An 18,351-nucleotide genomic window follows, 5' to 3' on the forward strand; every position below is an offset into this window, starting at 1 on the left:
TGACGACCATAGCACGCGTGAACCACCTGATCCCATGCCGAACTCAGAAGTGAAACCGCTTAGCGCCGATGGTAGTGTGGGGTCTCCCCATGCGAGAGTAGGTCATCGTCAGGCACTTATTTAACAAAGAACCCAGCCAACCGGCTGGGTTTTTTGTTTGCGCGGAAGAAAAAACACTCCCTAGCCCCTATCACAAAGCGGCCACCTTCCGAAGCATGCATCGCCCGTCATTCCCGAATCACCGCACCGTCATTCCCGAGTGGGGTTATCGGGAATCCACCTTGACCTTGGCCTGCAACAGCCCGAAACCCCAATTCAACATGGATTCCCGCTAAGGACCTGCGGGAATGACGAGGCGGCGCGGAGGGCTGGGTGGCGTCATCGCCAGGTACTTATTAAACAAAGAATCCAGCCCATTGGCTGGATTTTTTGTGTGTGAAAGAAAGTCACTTAGCTGGCAGCAAAAAAAATTTACGAATTTATTCAATTATATAGTTAGTGATTGCGTAACAATCCTTCAAACTTCCCATCATCTCTCCAGTAGACCCAGTGGATCAAATACTTCACTATCAAGATTCTAACAACAGTGTTTGTGCCAGGGTTTATGTCACCGAGTGTGTGTCAGAGCTAGCAGAGCGATATGCGTATTTCTATCTGTTTCTCAGACTCTGGTGATAAGTGGCTTCGCTTAACAATTGAATAATGCGCCATTGCTTGGGAGCAGGTGTTATGTCGGATTGGACGTCTGGATACATAGCGGATATTAATTATACTTACGGTTATTACACTGAACTTAATCCTTTGCGAATTGCGCTAGGATTTATCAACGCCGGTATTCGGCCGCCAAACGTTATTAACGCCTGTGAACTAGGGTTTGGTCAGGGCATTAGCACCAACATTCATGCGGCTGCTTCACAAATCAATTGGTACGGGACAGATTTTAATCCCCATCAAGCAGCCTTTGCGCAGGAGTTATCATCTATTAGCGGTGCTAATGCAAAGCTACATGATGATGCATTTGATGAATTTTGCCAGCGTGATGACCTACCTGAATTCGACTATATCGGCCTTCACGGCATATGGAGCTGGATTTCGGATGAAAACCGCGCAGTGATTGTCGATTTTATTCGCCGTAAGTTGAAGGTGGGAGGTGTGCTGTACATTAGCTACAACACACAACCAGGATGGGCAGCCATGGTGCCTATGCGTGACCTATTAGCCGAGCACGCGGACCTTATGAGTGCTCAGGGGGCGGGCACCATTTCGAGAATTGAAGACGCGATCACGTTTGCCGAGCAGTTGGTGGCCGTGAACCCAGAGTACTGTAATGCTAACCCCCAGATTAAGAATCGCTTAGCGAAAATTAAACAAGATAATAAAAATTACATAGCTCATGAATACTTTAACCGCGATTGGGAGCCGATGGCATTTGCTAAAATGGCACGCTGGCTAGAACCCGCCAAGATGGATTGGGCTTGCAGTGCGCGATATGTAGATGCCATTGAAAGTATTCAGTTAACCAATGAGCAACAGGCCTTAATTAATAACATTCCTAACCCGCTATTTCGCCAGTCGGTGCGTGATTTTTGTGAGAACCGTCAGTTTCGTACCGATTACTGGGTCAAAGGGGCGCGCCGCTTAAGTGGGCTTGATAAAGATGAAATGCTAGATGGTCTTCGCGTGATTATGGGAGTGCCACGTAAAGATGTGCAGCTAAAAATCGCAGGGCGACTGGGTAACTTTGACTTGCCTAGCAATATTTATACGCCGCTGCTAGATGCGCTTTCATCCTATCAACCGGTATTTGTATCCGAACTTTGGAAGGTTGCAAAAGAGTATGGAGTAGGGCGTCCTGCATTGAACAGTGCAATTGCCATACTGGCATCAAAGGGTATTATTTTGCCTGCCCAGTCCGACGATGATATTTCTAAAGTAGCGTCCAAGACTGGTCGACTAAATCGTTTTTTAATGAGCCAGTCAAGAAGCACGACTGAGTTGAGTTATCTCGCAAGCCCGGTGACAGGAGGTGGTGTCGCTGTCTCGCTGTTCCATCAGTTTTTCCTGCTTGCCACGTTAGAGGGCGGCGAGGACGCTAAAACGTTGGCTACTTTTGCATGGCGTATTTTGGCGTCTCAAAACAAATGCCTGCTTAAAGAGGGCAAGCCAGTTTCAGATGAAAATGAGAATTTGGCTGAGCTTGAGCGTCAGGCTGGTGATTTTCTAGACGCGCGGTTGCCCCTCTACCGAGCGTTAAAAATTATCTGATCAATGGGGCGTGCCACTGCCATATAACATGTGTGTAGCGACGTTTGCCGCTGCACGCATGTCTTGAGGTTGAAGGCGGTTATCTTGCTTGGATTTATGTCAAAATGTTGCTCTCACGGAGGAACGCTATGACACAGATGCAATGGGACCAGTTATTATCCCCTCAACGCCTTCACGATAAACGCCCTGGCGGTGTACGTGAAGCAACCCACGAAATCGGGCGAAGTCCTTTTCATAAAGATCATGATCGTATCGTTTTCTCGGGCTCCTTTCGGCGTTTGGGTCGGAAAACGCAAGTGCATCCACTGACTGAAAATGATCATATCCATACACGCTTGACCCATTCACTGGAAGTCGGCTGCGTTGGTCGCTCGCTAGGCATGATTGTGGGCGAGTTACTAAGGGACCGCCTGCCTGGCTGGATCACACCCGCTGACTTAGGAGTAATCGTTCAGACAGCGTGCCTAGGACATGATATTGGCAACCCCCCTTTTGGCCATGCCGGTGAATATGCAATTCGTGATTGGTTTCGGCGTGCCCAACAAAGTGGCTTGCTAGATGGCTTGTCTGATGCAGAGCGTGATGACTTACTGACCTACGAAGGCAATGCCCAAGGCTTCCGTGTTATTACCCAAATTGAGTACAACCAGTTTAATGGTGGCATGCGGTTATCAGCCGCTACGTTAGGTACTCTGCTTAAATATCCCTGGACAGTACGCTACAGCGGGCGGGCTGGTAAGTTCGGTTGTTACCAGTCTGAACAGGCGCTGTTAAAAGAAGTGGCTGATGCTGTCGGGCTTCTTCCCCAAGGAGATCAGCGCTGGTGTCGTCACCCGCTTGCCTGGCTTGTCGAAGCGGCTGATGATATCTGCTACGCCCTGCTTGATTTAGAAGATGGCTTAGAGATGGGGATTCTTCGCTATGAGGAAGTGGTCGAGATACTGCGTCAGATCGCGGGCGAATTCCCTCCAGAATACGCTGAGATGGAGAGGCGGAAAGTATCTCAGCGGCGTCGAATTGCGTTACTGCGCGGGGCCGCTATGGAACGCGCGGTGAATGATGTGGGGGCGGTTTTTGTGCAGCATGAGCAAGCGTTGCTCAGCGGAACGTTAGGCCAGGATTTATTGGAGCTGTGTCATCCTGATCTGGGGTGGGGCGTTCAAGCGGCAAAGCAGTTAGCTCGTGAGCGCATTTTTCAAAATGAGCGCAAAGCCAAACTTGAAATTGGTGCCTATACAACGCTAGGGATTTTATTAGAAGCATTTATTGGTGCTGCTAATGAGCTACATCACACAGGGCATAGCTCATTCAAGCACCAGCGCGTGCTGGCGTTGATTGGTGAAAACACGCCATTGCCGTCCTGGACGCTCTACGATAGCTATCGGCGCATGCTGGATTTTATTGGTGGCATGACCGATCACTATGCTGTCGATCTTGCGCAAGAAATGGGAGGGCGCTTGCGCGGTAATTAATCTTCTATACGGAGGGTTGACGCAGGTGTTTGAGCTCCATCAGGCGTGCACGCTCAATGAGTAGATGAATCACTTTATCGTGAATGGCATCGCTCATCTGGCCAGGGGTGAGCTCGGTTAGTTGACGTGATAGCTGCTCACCGCTAACGACTAATATATCGGGGGCAGCTTCGCTAGTATCAACGTCCCAACCCGGCAAAACCAATACACCTTGTACCGGCACAGGAACACCACAACGACGCTCAAGCCATTGCGTCAGCCAACTAACACCCTGACGTGTTTTATGCAGAGGGCGGCGTTCTTGCCAGTGAGGAAAACGTAGCCGCTCACGTTCAACAGCTACGCTATTAAGCTCCTTCCCATTGCTGCCAATCGCTAATGCTCGTGCACGTGTTTCTACCACGAAAACGCCATGTGGTGTGACAACGACATGATCAATAGTAAAGCTATCGGTGGGGACGTCGTGAAACACATAATAAGGGTGGGCTTCTGGCCTCACCATGCGTTCAAGTTCTTGGCCAACGGCTAATTCACAAGCTAAACCGAGTTTAAGACGGCGAATGCGCTGGTAATCGCGCACAAGTAACAGTGAAAAAGCCAGTACTAACAGCGTGCTAAGTAAGCCATATAATGCCCACTCCAACCAGTCTTGCTTCTCCACAAACAGCATACGGCCCATGCCATACACCAGCGGGGCAAGGCTAATAATGGGACCGAGCGCACCATTTAAAAACAGGCTAGAAAAAGCTTGGTCAAGGCGGTGCCGCAGAGCTTGACCGGGTTCACGCAAGGGAGCATTAAAGGGAGACTGAACGCGTGCATCGTGAAGGCTACGCAGCGCCAAGACAATGCCACCCATGGCCGCCATGGGAAACAGAAAAATGAGTGGTAGCAGGTATTCTAACCAATTCATTGCAGTGCCTTGCCCTTTAGTGCTTTGCCTCAAGACAGAGCGCTATCACAGAAGTGTGTCAACCACCTGCTAATTTAACTTGGTAGCCTAACGATGTTAATGCTTGCTGTAACGTTTCCCGGTGATCGCCCTGAATTTCGATAATGCCATCTTTTACAGCACCACCGGTGCCACAGCGTTTCTTCAGTGTCTTAGCAAGCGTTTTCAACTCCGCATTGGAAAGCGGTATGCCGCTAATCGTGGTGACTCCTTTTCCCTTGCGACCACTGGTTTCACGTCGGATTCGCACAATGCCGTCTAAATCAGCAATGCGCGCTTGCTCGCTGGTATCTGCGCAGCGGCATTGGTCGACAGACTCGCGGCAGCTTGGGCAAGTCTTGCCTTGCTCTGTTGAATACACAAGGCCGCCGAGCTGATCACGTAATGAAGCCATACTTATTTCTCTATTGAATGTTGAGGCACTGGCATCTGCCACTTTTCATGAGTAAGGCGCTCAACGACTGCAGGTAGCTGATACATGTTGCTGATCATAATAGCGCCTTCAGGCGTAGTTTCAGCGTCTGGGTAACGATTCAAGTGAATGACGGTCATGCCAGCTTGTAGAGCGGCCCTTACGCCAACGAGTGCGTCATCGATGGCAATACAATCACTTGCTGAAAAACCCATGATACTAGCTGCATGAAGGTGAAGACAGGGCTCTGGTTTCCAGCAGTTAGCCGTATAACCGCTGAACAAACGCTTCCCAAAGTAGCTGGCTAGGCCGGTTGCTTGTAAAGCAGTATGAATTTTGCTTTCTGGGCCATTAGATACAACCGCACTCGGGTAATTACTCAATACTTCAAGTGATTCATGGACGCCAGGAATTGCCTTCAGCTCGCTTGATAAACGATTAGCTAAGTTGGTTCGCATCGCCTGCTCCATGCTAGCTAATTGAGCTTCATCGACACTACCGTAACGCTGCTGTAACTCTGCCACAATTCGTCGAAAACGGGCACCTCGAAACTCGCCGAGATAATCGGTGGATTTAAAGGGTAAGCCTACCGAATTTAGACCGATAGCCATTTCTTCCGCTAGAAGTGGCTCGCTATCAACGAGGGTGCCATCACAGTCAAACAGCAAAAGTGGAAGCGGCATTGTCATTCCTTGCAACGTCTTTCGCGCTGCCCGTGTTAGTTTAAGCCGACCATACTGCTATTGAACGGGATTTTTAGCTCTTTGTGAACACTGTTTGATAATTTTTTACAGGTTTATATCTAGGGGCCCAAGGAAAGGGCTGAGTGATAGCCTCATTGCTGGGGCAGGAAGGGCTTTTTAAAGCAACAGCACTGATGGGTAGCCATGTTTAGACTAAGCTTTGATAACCACAAAAAAGGAGAGCTTCGATGCGATTTACACCTTGGGTGTTTTCAATTGCTTTCTGTACATCCCTACTGATGGCAGGGCAAGCGCAAGCCGAAACGTCAGATTCAGATAATACGCAGCACGACGCATTAGGCGATGCGGCATTAGAGGAGAAGTACGGTATCAAGGCAGGAGCAGTTCAGCGAGATGAGCCCACTTCCAACGACGCTGAGGAAACCAGCGGCGATGAAAGTAACCATGCTGATAATGCAGAAGATACAGAAGATACAGAAGATACAGAAGATACAGAGGGAGGCACGGGAGGTACTGGTAGTGCCGAGGATGCAATCGAAAGCGGTGAGGGTGAGCAGAGCAACGACGATAATAAGTAGTGCTTTTAGCGTGTTAAGCGTCGCGAATTAGCACTACACTGCGCTGCAATAAATAAGGCGACCAATCGGCCGCCTTAAGGGGGATACGTGAAGAGAAAGTTACTTCACTTTAGGTGCCAGCTCGCCGCGCTCGTAGCGCTGGAACATTACTTCTAAGTTGACGGGTTTAATTTTGCTCGCATTACCAGCAGTGCCGAAAGCTTCATAGCGTGCAATACACAGGTCACGCATGGCGGTCACGGTTTCTTTAAGGAATTTACGCGGGTCGAACTCGGAAGGGTTCTGGGCCATAAAGCGGCGGACTGCACCCGTAGAAGCAAGACGTAAATCGGTGTCGATGTTGACTTTACGAACACCGTGTTTAATGCCTTCGATGATCTCTTCGACCGGTACACCATACGTTTCCGGAATTTGACCACCATACTGGTTAATCACTTCCAGCCACTCTTGTGGCACGGATGATGAACCGTGCATTACCAGATGCGTGTCGGGAATGCGCGCATGGATCTCTTTAATGCGTTGGATCGACAGGGTGTCGCCAGTGGGTGGCTTGGTAAATTTATAAGCCCCGTGGCTGGTACCAATGGCGATAGCCAGCGCATCTACGTGGGTTGCTTTGACAAACTCAGCGGCTTCTTCAGGGTCGGTGAGCATCTGTTCCATGTCCAGCTTGCCCTCGGCACCAATGCCGTCTTCTTCGCCAGCCATGCCCGTCTCTAAGCTGCCTAGGCAGCCTAGCTCGCCTTCAACGGAGACACCACAAGCATGCGCCATTTCTACGGCACGGCGAGTGACATCGACGTTGTAGTCATAGTCCATCGGTGTTTTACCGTCTTCACCCAAAGAGCCGTCCATCATTACTGAGGAGAAGCCGAGTTGAATGGAGCGCTGGCAAACAGCAGGGCTAGTACCGTGGTCCTGATGCATCACGACTGGAATATGCGGGAACTCTTCAACTGCTGCCAAGATCAGGTGGCGCAGGAAGGGGGCACCAGCATATTTCCGCGCGCCAGCAGAGGCTTGCACGATAACCGGCGAGTCAGTGGCGTCAGCAGCTTCCATGATGGCGCGCATCTGCTCAAGGTTATTAACGTTGAATGCTGGAATACCGTAGCCATATTCGGCTGCGTGGTCGAGCATTTGGCGCATGCTGATCAAAGCCATGGGATCACCTTAGTTGGGTTGTATGTATGTACAAAGGCAGTGAGCGTGCCATTTGTTTAAAGATTTAACCGCGCTGAGCGGCAGCCTCGAGTGCGGCGACGGCAGGCAACTGCTTGCCTTCAACGTACTCAAGAAATGCGCCACCGCCAGTAGAGATATAGGAAACGCGGTCAGCAATGGCATATTTATCAATCGCTGCTAACGTATCACCGCCCCCAGCAATTGAGAAAGCGCTACTGTCGGCAATCGCCTGAGAAAGCACTTCGGTTCCTTTACCAAACTGATCAATTTCAAATACACCGACAGGGCCATTCCACAAAATAGTGCCTGCATTTTTCAGTAAGCTGGCTAAGTGGCTAGCGGTGTCGGGACCGATATCCAGAATCATTTCGTTATCGGCGACCTGATCAACTGGCTTGATGACAGCTTCTGCGGAATCAGAAAACTCAGTGGCAACGACGACATCCGTCGGTAACGGAATGGCTACTTTTTCCATGAGTGCTTTTGCCTGGCCGATTAAATCTGCCTCAAAGAGCGATTTGCCAACATTATAGCCTGCCGCAGCGATAAACGTGTTGGCGATACCACCACCAACAATCAGTTGGTCGCATTTGTCTGAAAGGGCGGTGAGTACGTCTAACTTGGTGGATACTTTAGAGCCGCCTACAATGGCTGTCATGGGGCGCGCCGGGTTTGCCAACGCTTTTTCAAGCGCATCAAGCTCTTGGGCAAGCAGCGGTCCTGCGCACGCCTGTGGCGCAAAGCGCGCCACGCCGTGAGTAGAGGCCTGCGCACGATGAGCCGTACCGAAGGCATCCATTACAAAAACGTCGCATAACGCTGCGTATTGCTTGGAAAGCTGTTCGTCGTCTTTTTTCTCACCGTTGTTAAAGCGCACGTTCTCTAGCAGCACAACATCGCCGTTAGCCAATGTTGGCGCTGTCTTGAGATAATCGCTGATCAGCGTAACGGGGCGGCTAAGCAACTCGCCTAAGCGCTCAGCGACGGGTGCGAGTGAAAATTCTTCAGCAGGCTCACCTTCAGTAGGACGGCCTAAGTGACTCATTAGCATCACTTTTGCACCTGCTTGAGCTGCTGCCTGAATGGTTGGCAGCGCCGCGCGAAGACGAGCGTCACTGGAAACACGGCCATGCTTGATCGGTACGTTAAGGTCTTCACGAATCAGCACGCGCTGCCCTTCCAGGGGCAGGTCGGTCATTTTTTGCACGTTCATGTGAGCGGTTTCCTCGTGTTCAAGCAGATGAAAAGACATGATGCAGGCCTAGCGAGCGTTGCTTTTGGAAAGCGATGCCAGCCGCTGGGTGATATCCAGCATACGATTGGCAAAGCCCCATTCATTATCAAACCAACACAGCAGCTTAATTAAGCGTGTCCCCGCGACCCGTGTTTGCGTGGCGTCTAGGATGCCAGAGCGTGGATCATGATTAAAATCTATCGATGCCATGGGGGCTTCGGTATAGCCTAATACGCCAGCTAAGCGCTGCTGACTGGCGGATCGTAGTAAGTCGTTAACGTGCTCGGCGCTCGTATCACGACGCACAGTCAATGCGGCATCCATCGCAGAGACATTAATGGTGGGTACGCGCACGTGCAGGCATTCAAAACGACCGGACAGACTTGGCATCAGGCGACTGATCCCGACGGCCAACCCCGTGTCTACGGGGACAATTGACTGCATGGCCGAGCGTGTCAGGCGCAGATCCGTTTGATGATAAGCATCAATGACGGGCTGGTCGTTCATGGCCGAGTGAATAGTGGTGGTAACGCCGTGTTCAAGCCCTAGTGCTTCGTCCAGTACGGTGAGTAACGGGACAAGGCAGTTGGTGGTGCATGAGGCTGCTGAGAGAATGCGCTGGGAGAGTGTGAGCTCATGTTCGTTGATGCCCCACACAATCGTCGTATCCACATCGCTTTCGGCGGGTTGAGAAAACAGCAGTCGCTTAGCGCCAGCGGCTAAATGCTGCTCCGCTGTCGCACGATCCTTGAAACTACCAGAGCATTCCAGAACTAAATCAATGTCTAGTGCTGCCCAGGGCAGAGCCTGCGGATCACGCTCGCAAAGAACGTGTATGCGCTGGCCATTGATAAGCAGGCATTCACCGTCATTATCTACTTCGCCTGGGAAACGCCCATGGGTCGTATCGTAGCGAGTAAGGTAGGTAATCGTCGCAAGATCAGATAGCTCATTGATGGCGACCACTTCAATTTCTGGGTGGTTGCGCTCAACCAATGCTCTTAACACGCATTGGCCAATGCGTCCGTAACCATTAATGGCAATTCGATATGTCGAGTTTGCATTAGCCATGTCGCGAAGCGGCTCTCAAAAAATTGCTCAATGATAGCGTATTTCAACTGAGTTTGTTTTTCAGCTGACCGTGCCGATCAGCCGCCAGGCGAGTGGCAGCAACAGGGCGGTAAAAATACCGGTTAAACTCATGCCTAACGAGGCAAACGCGCCGGCCGTTGGGCTCAGTTCAAATGCTCGCACAGTGCCAATGGCATGGCCATTGAGACCCAGTGCGAAGCCAATAATGCGTTCATCGTTAATTTTAAGCAGCCGAGCAACGACACTCACGAAGGGAATAGTAACGACCCCTGTCATTAACAGCGCCCCCATGAGTAACGCTACGTTGCCGCCGAGCTGTTCAGTAATGCCGATGGCGATTGGTGCGGTGACTGATTTGGCGGCGAGTGACGCCAAAATAGTTGGGCTAGCCCCCATCAGCCAAGCAATGCCTATTGCGTAGCAAGCCGCTAGTGCGGCGGCGACTGGTAAGCAAAGTGTCAGCGGTTGCCAAAGCTCACGAATGCGCGGCAACTGTTGATAGAGTGGCATGCCTAAGGCAACGGTCGCCGGCCCTAACAAAATGGTGAGCCATGAGGCCCCTTGTTGGTAAAGCGAATAAGGCAGCCCTATCGCGACGAGTGCCGCTGCTAATAGCAACGCAGCGATTAGAATAGCGGGTAGCCAAGAAGGGTTACGCAAGCGCTTAAAGATCAGGTTGCCGAGCAAATAGGCTGCAAGGGTAAGTCCTACAGCAAACAGCGGTGTGGCTGTTAGGGTGGACAACATATCAGTGGGCATCTGATCGCCCAATTAGCCGTTGTAATAACCATAACGTGGTAATCACGCTTAATAACGTCCCTAGCAATAGCGCAATAAGTATGGCGAACCACTGACCTGCGAGTTCATCCAGAATAAAGAACACGCCAACGACGCCTGGCATAATCAACATGGCCAGAAGCGCGATTAACGGTTGTGCTGCGGCCGCTAAACTTGAAGGCACGCGCCCTAAGACACCAAGGGTGGCACATAGCAACAGCATGCCCACCACCCCTGAAGAAAAAGGCAAACCGGAGAAGTGGATGACCACTTCCCCAATTAACCAATAGCTAATTAGCCATAGCAGACCATTTAGCGCGGGCATGGCAGAACCCGCGCTAGATCAGCCTGCATGGCGTTAGCCCAGTAGCTCATTGGCCTGTTTAACAATATTTTCAACCGTAAAGCCGAAATGTTTGAACAGTTCGCCCGCAGGTGCAGATTCACCGTAGGTGGTCATACCGATAACACGACCATCCAGGCCAACGTACTTGTACCAGTAGTCGGCATGGCCCGCTTCGATCGCAATCCGCTTGGTGACTGCCTTGGGCAGTACACTTTCACGGTATTCCGCGTCTTGGCCATTAAAACAGTAGGTTGACGGCATGGAAACCACGCGTACCGCTTTACCTTGCTGTTCTAGTTCTGCTGCGGCGTCCATGGCAAGCGATACTTCAGAGCCGGTAGCAATCAAAATCAGCTCGGGCGTACCGTCACTGTCTTTCAAAATGTAACCACCACGCTGAATGGCCGCTAGTTGCGCCTTAGTGCGCTGCTGATGAGGCAGGTTCTGGCGCGAGAGCACCAGCGCGGTGGGGCCGGCGTGACGCTTCACCGCTGCATCCCAGGAAGCCGCTGTTTCAACCGCGTCACAGGGGCGCCATGTGTTCAGGTTAGGCGTTGTGCGCAGGCTGGTCAGCTGCTCAATCGGCTGGTGGGTGGGACCGTCTTCGCCCAGGCCAATAGAGTCATGGGTAAATACATAAATGGCTTGTTGGCCCATCAGCGCGGCCATCCGCACGGCGTTACGCATGTATTCCATGAAAATCAGGAAGGTCGCGCCATAAGGTACGAAACCACCGTGAAGGGCGATACCATTCATCACCGCACCCATGCCGAACTCACGTACCCCGTAGTGCAGGTAATTGCCGCTAGCGTCTTCCGGCGTGATGGCTTTGGCGCCCTTCCAGAAGGTCAAGTTAGACGGCGCAAGATCGGCGCTACCGCCGAGCAGCTCGGGCATTTGCGGGCCGATAACATTCAACGCTTCAAAAGAGGCCTTGCGAGAGGCAATGCTTTCACCTTTCTCTTGCGCCTGCTCAATGAGCGCAGCGGTTGAAAGTTCTGCCGGTAGCTGCGCCTTCATGCGGCGCTCAAACTCTTTGGCTTCGGCTGGGAATGCTTCGGCATAACGGGCGAAGCGGGCATCCCACTCCTGCTGGCGGGTTTTGCCAGCGTTACGGGCATCCCAAGCAGAGTACACGGGCTCGGGGATATGGAACGGTGCGTGTTCCCAGCCGAGTTGCTTACGGGCGAGGGCCACTTCGTCGTCACCTAAGGGTGCACCGTGTGCCTCTTCTTTACCCTGTTTGTTAGGTGCGCCAAAGCCAATGATTGTTTTGCAGATAATCAGGCTCGGCTTATCGTCGTGGCTCTTGGCTAATTCAATGGCCGCTTTGATCTCTTCCGGCTTATGGCCGTCGACGTTTGGCACCACGTGCCAGCCGTACGCTTCAAAGCGCTTAGCGGTGTCGTCGGTAAACCAGCCTTCAACCTCGCCATCAATAGAGATGCCGTTGTCGTCATACAGGGCAATCAGCTTGCCAAGCTGCTGAGTACCTGCCAGCGATGCGGCTTCATGGGAGATGCCTTCCATTAAGCAGCCGTCACCCAGGAAGCACCACGTATGATGATCAACAATGTTGTGGCCAGGGCGATTAAACTGCGCGGCCAGGGTTTTTTCAGCAATCGCAAAACCAACGGCGTTGGCGAACCCTTGGCCCAGCGGGCCGGTGGTGGTCTCAATGCCTGGGGCGTAGCCAAATTCCGGGTGGCCAGCCGTGGGCGAATGCAACTGGCGGAAGTTCTGTAGCTGTTCCAGGCTTAATTCGTAGCCGCTGAGGTGCAGCAGCGAATAAAGCAGCATTGAGCCGTGGCCATTAGACAACACGAAGCGGTCGCGATCAGCCCATTTGGGATCTTCGGGGTTGTGCTTGAGGTAGTCATTCCACAGCACCTCGGCGATATCAGCCATGCCCATAGGCGCGCCAGGGTGGCCAGATTTGGCCTTCTGAACAGCATCCATGGAAAGGGCGCGAATGGCATTGGCCAGCTCAAAACGGGACGGCATGGGGGTGCTCCTCGCCTGAAAACGGAAATAATAAAGGCGCTATTGTCGCTGACTTCCCCGGCGGCGGCAAATTCTGGAGCCACGTTCTGGGAAGAACCCCCAACAGCGTGTAGACTCTGCCTCCCGAAGTGGTAGCGAAAATTGTCGTGCCGCTTCTATATATGGGCAGGGAACTGAACTTCCTGCCATGATTTCCTGCTGATGCTGCGGTCACTCTGCAGCCGTCATACAGAGGGTCGAGAGCGCGATGAGCGAATATTCCCTGTTTACCTCCGAGTCTGTCTCCGAAGGGCATCCTGATAAGATTGCCGACCAGATTTCCGACGCGGTACTAGATGCCATTATCGCCCGAGATAAACAGGCCCGCGTTGCCTGTGAAACCATGGTGAAGACAGGCGTTGCCATTATTGCTGGTGAGATCACCACGTCTGCGTGGGTTGATCTGGAAGCGCTGGTACGTGATGTGATTACCGATATTGGCTACACCTCATCTCGCGTGGGCTTTGATGGCGCAACCTGTGGGGTGATCAACCTGATCGGCAAACAAAGCGTTGATATCGCTCAGGGCGTCGACCGCACGAAACCTGAAGATCAGGGTGCTGGCGATCAGGGGTTGATGTTTGGCTACGCGACTAACGAAACCGATTCGTTTATGCCGGCGCCAATTCACTACTCGCACCGTTTGGTTGAGCGTCAGGCGGAGCTGCGTAAAAACGGCCTGCTGCCGTGGCTACGCCCAGATGCCAAAAGTCAGGTAACGTTCCGTTATAACGCGGAAGGCAAACCCTGTGGTGTCGATGCTATCGTATTGTCTACTCAGCACGACCCGGAAATCGGCCAAGACGACCTGCGCAAAATGGTTAAGCGCGAAATCGTCGAGCAGGTGATTCCCGCTGAGTGGCTGGATGAGCATACCCAGTACCACATTAATCCGACCGGCCAGTTTGTGATTGGTGGCCCGGTGGGCGACTGTGGCTTAACAGGGCGTAAAATTATCGTCGATACGTACGGCGGTATGGCGCGGCATGGTGGTGGAGCCTTCTCTGGCAAAGACCCGTCTAAAGTTGACCGCAGCGCCGCTTATGCTGGCCGTTACGTGGCTAAAAACGTCGTTGCCGCAGGCTTGGCTGATAAGTGCGAAATCCAGGTTTCCTACGCTATCGGCGTTGCCGAACCGACGTCGGTTTCCATTGATACCTTCGGCACCGGTAAAGTCGACGATGCTAAAATTGTCGAGCTAGTGCGTGAGCACTTTGATCTGCGCCCTTACGCGATTACTAAAATGCTCGACCTGCTACATCCGATGTATCGCCTCACGTCTGCTTATGGTCACTTTGGACGTGAGCCGTTTGAGCATAGCTACAGCTGGGTAGACGACAAAGGCCAGGTGCATACCGAAACCTTTACCGCCTTCCCGTGGGAAAAGACCGATAAAGCCGATACTCTGCGCCAGGCTGCTGGTTTGTAAACCAAACCACGCCTGTTGTAAGAGAGAACGCCCCTATGGCCTACGCCAAGGGGCGTTTTTGTTGTGCGTTGAACGGGATGATAAGCCTTACGCTAAGGTTACTTTATGGATAAGGGAGGTAAGAGGGAGAGGTGGAGCATGAGACAGTGGCGTACAGCAGGCTGGAAATGGTTACTGGTTGCTTGGTTAATGAGTGTCACCTTATCCGCACAGGCCAACGTGTGCCCTGATTGGCCCCGTGAGCAGCTAGCGCAAGAGAGCCAAACACTGGCAGAGCATATTGCTCGATGGGACAGTGCCTATCACGATCAGGGCGAGTCACTAATTGATGATGAGCTTTACGATCAAGCGGTCGCTCGGCTAGCAAACTGGCAAGACTGCCTGGGTGAAGTGGCTCGGCAACGACCGTTAACCAGAGTCACCCGCAGCGCTGGCACGCTAGATCACCCCGTGGCGCAAACGGGCTTGAATAAAGCCGATGATGACGGTGTGCGACGCTTTATGAGCCGCCGAGACGATCTTTGGATTCAGCCTAAAATCGATGGTGTGGCGATAACGTTACGCTACGAGGAGGGCGTGTTGGTCGAAGCGATTAGCCGCGGTGACGGCGAACGTGGTCAGAACTGGACGGCTCGTGTACAGCAGCTTCCCGCCGTGCCAAATAGGCTACCAACGCCGCTCTCAGCCGTATTCCAAGGCGAACTCTACTGGATATTAAATGATCATATTCAGTCGCAGTCCCCAGCCTCTGGCGCGCGAGGCGCTGTTGCCGGGGCCATGGCTCAACTATCACCTTCGCGGCAAACCCGTGAGCGTATCGGGCTGTTTATCTGGGATTGGCCAGAAGGGCCGAGAGAGATGAATGAAAGGCTAGGCCAACTGACCGCGTTAGGCTTTGATACCGCCGATTACACCCATCCTATTAATGCCCAGCATGACGCCGCCAACTGGCGCGATACGTGGTTTAACGGCCCATTGCCGTTCGCCACCGATGGAGTGGTACTGAAACAGTCCGAACGCCCTGGGGTTCAACGCTGGTCATCATCGCCGCCGGAGTGGGCCGTTGCGTGGAAGTACCCCGCTCAGCAGGCGTTGGCTCAGGTGCGTGGCGTCGAGTTTCGCGTTGGTCGAACAGGACGCGTGACGCCGCTGTTGTGGCTTTATCCAGTCACGCTAGAAGGACGGCGTATTAGTCGTGTGTCGCTGGGGTCTCTGGAGCGCTGGGAAGCATGGGACGTGCGCCCGGGTGATCATATCGCGATAACATTGGCGGGTCTCACTATTCCCCAGGCAACAGAAGTCGTTTGGCAAACCCGGGAGCGAGCGGCCCTTAGCGTGCCCTCGCCAGAGCGTTATCACCTGTTAAGTTGTTTTACGCTTACCACGGACTGCGACGCGCAGTTGCTGGCGCGGCTTAGCTTCTTAAGCGATCAGTTAAACATGCAGGGCGTGGGAGAGGGCACCTGGAAAGCGCTTATGGAGGCAGGTGTTGTGACCGAACTGCTAGGCTGGCTGGCAGCAACGCCAAACCAACTTCAGCAAGCATACGGCGTGGGCGACGCCCGCTCAGTAGCGCTTGTCGCTCAGTTCCAGGCCGCACAGGCGGCCTCCTATTCTCAGTGGTTAATGGCGTTAGGGATGCCACCAGGTGGCAATGCTCAGCTAGGCGACTGGGATACGTTGGCAGGGTACACACGCTCAGATTGGCAAGCCGAACCCGGCGTAGGCCCCGTGCGTGCTGACGCGCTGGTGGCATTTTTCAGCCACCCAGACGTACAGCGGATGGCCGCTCAGCTAAAGCTGACGGGGGTTGAAGGCTTTTAACCCAATCAGAGGCCTAGCCCGGTAAGGCGCAGCATTAGGTGGAGATAGAGAGGAATGAGTAATGGCGCTAATAGCGTGGTGGTAAGCACCGCTAATGCTCCTTTTTGCGGTTGAATCCCTAGCTCCATCGCGACCACCACCACATTAGAGGCCATGGGGACGACGCCTAACAGTAACAACGCCATACCCAGTTCTGGCGTAAGCGGCCCCAAGGCTTGAAGTAATAAAACAGCGATTAGCATTACCAGCGGCCAAAGCAGGTAACGTAAGCCCACACAGGTGGCAACAAAGCGGGAGTCCCAAGCATCAAGCGTCACCTGGCTTAGGGTCATGCCGATAATCATCATGCCTAGCAGGGTGTAGGTGGCGGGGAAAACGTCAAGTGAGTTCATCAGTGCACTGGGCAGTGTCACGTTGAGTGCACTCAGCAGCAGCGCAGACAAAAACGCGTAGACCAACGGCAGTCGAGCAATTTTGATCAGACTTTGGCGCATGGAAAAGTGGCCGCGGGCACTTAAGTAAAAGCCCACTGTAAACTCGTATAGATTAATCCCTAACATGCAGAAGAGATAAAGCGTGACACCTTCTGGCGGCAGTAAAATTAGCGCCACGGGCAGGCCAAAGTAACCGGTATTGCCAGTGCCAGAAGAGAACGCTAACAGCGCCCCTTCCTGTGGCCCAAAGCGGTGCTGGGTAAACCAACGTACGGCCAGCGCCATGGTACTTACCAAGATGAATAGCGCCAGTGTTAATAGCAGATACTCCGCCGTGGGGCCGCCGTTCATCAGTGCACGGAAAATGGTCAGTGGTGCGATCAGATAAACCAGTAATGTGGCAATGGGGCGCGGATCGATTTTTAAGCGCTGTGCGGCAATCCATCCCAAGCCTACAAACCCCAATAACATCAGCAGTGGCCCCATTAGGGCGCTTGGTGCTAAATCCATTTCTGCATCCTGAGTCGTTAGGTGACGACGTCGTTGTGTGAATAGCTAAGTAGTTGCGTAAATAGCTAACATGAGCCGAATTAAAGGCCGACCGTGGAATCTTTCATTAGCTCCAGCGCGGCGGAAAGAGGAGAATAACCTAAATTATCACGATGTTAACGCTTTACGAGGAAGTCCCATGAGCAGTCAAGAGCACCCGCTAGGTATTAGCTTTGAATTCTTTCCGCCCAGTACTGATGCAGGAAGAGAGAAGTTAATGCACGTGCGCGATGAACTTGCCGCTCGACAACCGCGCTTTTTCTCGGTCACTTATGGTGCTGGTGGTTCCACTCAAGCGCGCACACGCGATATTGTGCGCACAGTTAGCCAGAGCGGCATTACGACCGCGCCACACCTTTCCTGCATTGGCAGTGAAAAAGCGCAACTGCGCGACCTGCTAGCGCAGTATCGTGAAGAGGGCGTCGACAGTTTAGTGGCGCTACGGGGAGACATGCCATCGGGCATGGGAAGCATTGGTGAGTTGCGCTACGCCAACGAACTGGTCGAGTTTATCCGTGCGGAAACCGGTGACCATTTTGATATTGCGGTGGCTGCCTATCCTGAATCTCATCCACAGGCACCCAATCTCGATAAGGATGTGGAAAACTTTGCCCGTAAAATGAAGGCTGGCGCCAACATGGCCATCACCCAGTACTTTTTTACCGCGGATGCCTACTTCCATTTTGTTGAAAAAGCTCGGGCATTAGGTGTCGAGCAGCCGATTATTCCTGGCATTATGCCGATCACTAACTACACCAAATTGGCGCGTTTTTCAGACGCCTGTGGCGCAGAAATTCCCCGCTGGATTCGTAAGCAATTGGAAGCTTATGGTGATGATAGTGACGCTATTGCCGCTTTTGGCACCGATGTTGTTAGCCGTTTGTGTGAGCGCTTACTCGATGGCGGTGCGCCTGGTCTACACTTCTACACGCTTAATCAGGCAGCACCCGTACTGAAAATTGTTGATAATCTGAGAGGCTAGAGCGTCCTTAAAGAATCTAGCCTAGCGATCAAGAAAAACGCCCGCTCGATAGCACTCGAGCGGGCGTTTTCGT

General features: G+C 52.6%; 16 protein-coding genes and 1 rRNA gene. 7 read left to right on the forward strand and 10 right to left on the reverse strand.

Annotated elements, in window-relative coordinates; all coding sequences use genetic code 11:
* The 3 genes from rrf to CEK60_RS00015 all read left to right on the forward strand — a co-directional run bounded on the left by rrf (position 1) and on the right by CEK60_RS00015 (position 3,737).
* Positions 1 to 114 (forward strand): 5S ribosomal RNA (gene rrf, locus CEK60_RS00005).
* A 615-nt stretch (positions 115 to 729) separates the two neighbouring features.
* Positions 730 to 2,265 (forward strand): class I SAM-dependent methyltransferase, encoded by a 1,536-nt coding sequence (locus CEK60_RS00010; protein WP_089037270.1) that lies wholly within the window; start codon positions 730 to 732, stop codon positions 2,263 to 2,265.
* A 128-nt stretch (positions 2,266 to 2,393) separates the two neighbouring features.
* On the forward strand, positions 2,394 to 3,737 hold the full coding sequence (locus CEK60_RS00015; protein WP_089037271.1) for a deoxyguanosinetriphosphate triphosphohydrolase: 1,344 nt from the start codon (positions 2,394 to 2,396) through the stop codon (positions 3,735 to 3,737).
* A 4-nt stretch (positions 3,738 to 3,741) separates the two neighbouring features.
* On the opposite strand, the gene CEK60_RS00020 is transcribed toward CEK60_RS00015, so the two are convergent.
* The 3 genes from CEK60_RS00020 to CEK60_RS00030 are packed head-to-tail and all read right to left on the reverse strand — an operon-like array spanning position 3,742 to position 5,784.
* Positions 3,742 to 4,650, reverse strand: a complete 909-nt coding sequence (locus tag CEK60_RS00020; protein WP_089037272.1) for a nuclease-related domain-containing protein — start codon at positions 4,648 to 4,650, stop codon at positions 3,742 to 3,744.
* Between the two features lie 58 nt (positions 4,651 to 4,708).
* Positions 4,709 to 5,083 carry a translation initiation factor Sui1 gene (locus tag CEK60_RS00025; protein ID WP_089037273.1) on the reverse strand — a complete coding sequence of 125 codons (375 nt, stop codon included), beginning with the start codon at positions 5,081 to 5,083 and terminating at the stop codon, positions 4,709 to 4,711.
* A gap of 2 nt (positions 5,084 to 5,085) precedes the next feature.
* Positions 5,086 to 5,784, reverse strand: coding sequence for an HAD family hydrolase (locus CEK60_RS00030; protein ID WP_089037274.1), 699 nt, complete (start codon positions 5,782 to 5,784; stop codon positions 5,086 to 5,088).
* A gap of 248 nt (positions 5,785 to 6,032) precedes the next feature.
* Between CEK60_RS00030 and CEK60_RS00035 the strand changes: the two genes are divergently transcribed.
* Positions 6,033 to 6,383 carry a hypothetical protein gene (locus tag CEK60_RS00035; protein WP_089037275.1) on the forward strand — a complete coding sequence of 117 codons (351 nt, stop codon included), beginning with the start codon at positions 6,033 to 6,035 and terminating at the stop codon, positions 6,381 to 6,383.
* Positions 6,384 to 6,482: 99 nt separating this feature from the next.
* Here CEK60_RS00035 and fba read toward each other — a convergent pair whose 3' ends face one another.
* The 6 genes from fba to tkt all read right to left on the reverse strand — a co-directional run bounded on the left by fba (position 6,483) and on the right by tkt (position 13,021).
* Positions 6,483 to 7,547: a class II fructose-bisphosphate aldolase gene (gene fba / locus CEK60_RS00040; protein WP_038480053.1), complete on the reverse strand. Its 1,065-nt coding sequence runs from the start codon at positions 7,545 to 7,547 to the stop codon at positions 6,483 to 6,485.
* Positions 7,548 to 7,611: 64 nt separating this feature from the next.
* Positions 7,612 to 8,781 (reverse strand): phosphoglycerate kinase, encoded by a 1,170-nt coding sequence (locus tag CEK60_RS00045; protein WP_089037276.1) that lies wholly within the window; start codon positions 8,779 to 8,781, stop codon positions 7,612 to 7,614.
* Positions 8,782 to 8,829: 48 nt separating this feature from the next.
* Entirely contained in the window at positions 8,830 to 9,873 is a 1,044-nt protein-coding gene (locus CEK60_RS00050) for a type I glyceraldehyde-3-phosphate dehydrogenase (protein WP_089037277.1), read from the reverse strand.
* 60 nt (positions 9,874 to 9,933) lie between these two features.
* Complete coding sequence (locus CEK60_RS00055; protein ID WP_089037278.1) at positions 9,934 to 10,653, reverse strand: LrgB family protein; 720 nt, start codon at positions 10,651 to 10,653, stop codon at positions 9,934 to 9,936.
* Positions 10,643 to 10,996, reverse strand: coding sequence for a CidA/LrgA family protein (locus CEK60_RS00060; protein WP_089037279.1), 354 nt, complete (start codon positions 10,994 to 10,996; stop codon positions 10,643 to 10,645). Before CEK60_RS00060 ends, CEK60_RS00055 begins: the two co-directional genes overlap by 11 nt.
* 33 nt (positions 10,997 to 11,029) lie before the next feature.
* On the reverse strand, positions 11,030 to 13,021 hold the full coding sequence (tkt, locus tag CEK60_RS00065; RefSeq protein WP_089037280.1) for a transketolase: 1,992 nt from the start codon (positions 13,019 to 13,021) through the stop codon (positions 11,030 to 11,032).
* Positions 13,022 to 13,268: 247 nt separating this feature from the next.
* Here tkt and metK point away from each other — a divergent pair, with 247 nt between their 5' ends.
* On the forward strand, positions 13,269 to 14,489 hold the full coding sequence (gene metK / locus CEK60_RS00070; RefSeq protein ID WP_089037281.1) for a methionine adenosyltransferase: 1,221 nt from the start codon (positions 13,269 to 13,271) through the stop codon (positions 14,487 to 14,489).
* Between the two features lie 138 nt (positions 14,490 to 14,627).
* Positions 14,628 to 16,313: an NAD-dependent DNA ligase LigB gene (gene ligB / locus CEK60_RS00075; RefSeq protein ID WP_089037282.1), complete on the forward strand. Its 1,686-nt coding sequence runs from the start codon at positions 14,628 to 14,630 to the stop codon at positions 16,311 to 16,313.
* Between the two features lie 5 nt (positions 16,314 to 16,318).
* Here ligB and CEK60_RS00080 read toward each other — a convergent pair whose 3' ends face one another.
* Positions 16,319 to 17,257: an AEC family transporter gene (locus tag CEK60_RS00080; protein ID WP_089037283.1), complete on the reverse strand. Its 939-nt coding sequence runs from the start codon at positions 17,255 to 17,257 to the stop codon at positions 16,319 to 16,321.
* A 178-nt stretch (positions 17,258 to 17,435) separates the two neighbouring features.
* Between CEK60_RS00080 and metF the strand changes: the two genes are divergently transcribed.
* Entirely contained in the window at positions 17,436 to 18,278 is an 843-nt protein-coding gene (gene metF, locus CEK60_RS00085) for a methylenetetrahydrofolate reductase [NAD(P)H] (protein WP_089037284.1), read from the forward strand.
* Positions 18,279 to 18,351 lie beyond the last annotated feature (73 nt).

Origin of the sequence: Halomonas sp. N3-2A (genome assembly GCF_002216165.1) — a bacterium.
GTDB lineage: Bacteria > Pseudomonadota > Gammaproteobacteria > Pseudomonadales > Halomonadaceae > Vreelandella.

What these genes read in the sequence shown, in the direction of transcription:
- fba (WP_038480053.1), bottom strand. Translation starts at nt 7,547, where the DNA reads ATGGCTTTGATCAGCATGCGCCAAATGCTCGACCACGCAGCCGAATAT.
- CEK60_RS00025 (WP_089037273.1), bottom strand. Translation starts at nt 5,083, where the DNA reads ATGGCTTCATTACGTGATCAGCTCGGCGGCCTTGTGTATTCAACAGAG.
- CEK60_RS00055 (WP_089037278.1), bottom strand. Translation starts at nt 10,653, where the DNA reads ATGCCCACTGATATGTTGTCCACCCTAACAGCCACACCGCTGTTTGCT.
- CEK60_RS00030 (WP_089037274.1), bottom strand. Translation starts at nt 5,784, where the DNA reads ATGCCGCTTCCACTTTTGCTGTTTGACTGTGATGGCACCCTCGTTGAT.
- ligB (WP_089037282.1), top strand. Translation starts at nt 14,628, where the DNA reads ATGAGACAGTGGCGTACAGCAGGCTGGAAATGGTTACTGGTTGCTTGG.
- metF (WP_089037284.1), top strand. Translation starts at nt 17,436, where the DNA reads ATGAGCAGTCAAGAGCACCCGCTAGGTATTAGCTTTGAATTCTTTCCG.
- CEK60_RS00045 (WP_089037276.1), bottom strand. Translation starts at nt 8,781, where the DNA reads ATGAACGTGCAAAAAATGACCGACCTGCCCCTGGAAGGGCAGCGCGTG.
- CEK60_RS00080 (WP_089037283.1), bottom strand. Translation starts at nt 17,257, where the DNA reads ATGGATTTAGCACCAAGCGCCCTAATGGGGCCACTGCTGATGTTATTG.
- metK (WP_089037281.1), top strand. Translation starts at nt 13,269, where the DNA reads ATGAGCGAATATTCCCTGTTTACCTCCGAGTCTGTCTCCGAAGGGCAT.
- CEK60_RS00020 (WP_089037272.1), bottom strand. Translation starts at nt 4,650, where the DNA reads ATGAATTGGTTAGAATACCTGCTACCACTCATTTTTCTGTTTCCCATG.
- CEK60_RS00035 (WP_089037275.1), top strand. Translation starts at nt 6,033, where the DNA reads ATGCGATTTACACCTTGGGTGTTTTCAATTGCTTTCTGTACATCCCTA.
- CEK60_RS00050 (WP_089037277.1), bottom strand. Translation starts at nt 9,873, where the DNA reads ATGGCTAATGCAAACTCGACATATCGAATTGCCATTAATGGTTACGGA.
- CEK60_RS00060 (WP_089037279.1), bottom strand. Translation starts at nt 10,996, where the DNA reads ATGCCCGCGCTAAATGGTCTGCTATGGCTAATTAGCTATTGGTTAATT.
- CEK60_RS00010 (WP_089037270.1), top strand. Translation starts at nt 730, where the DNA reads ATGTCGGATTGGACGTCTGGATACATAGCGGATATTAATTATACTTAC.
- CEK60_RS00015 (WP_089037271.1), top strand. Translation starts at nt 2,394, where the DNA reads ATGACACAGATGCAATGGGACCAGTTATTATCCCCTCAACGCCTTCAC.
- tkt (WP_089037280.1), bottom strand. Translation starts at nt 13,021, where the DNA reads ATGCCGTCCCGTTTTGAGCTGGCCAATGCCATTCGCGCCCTTTCCATG.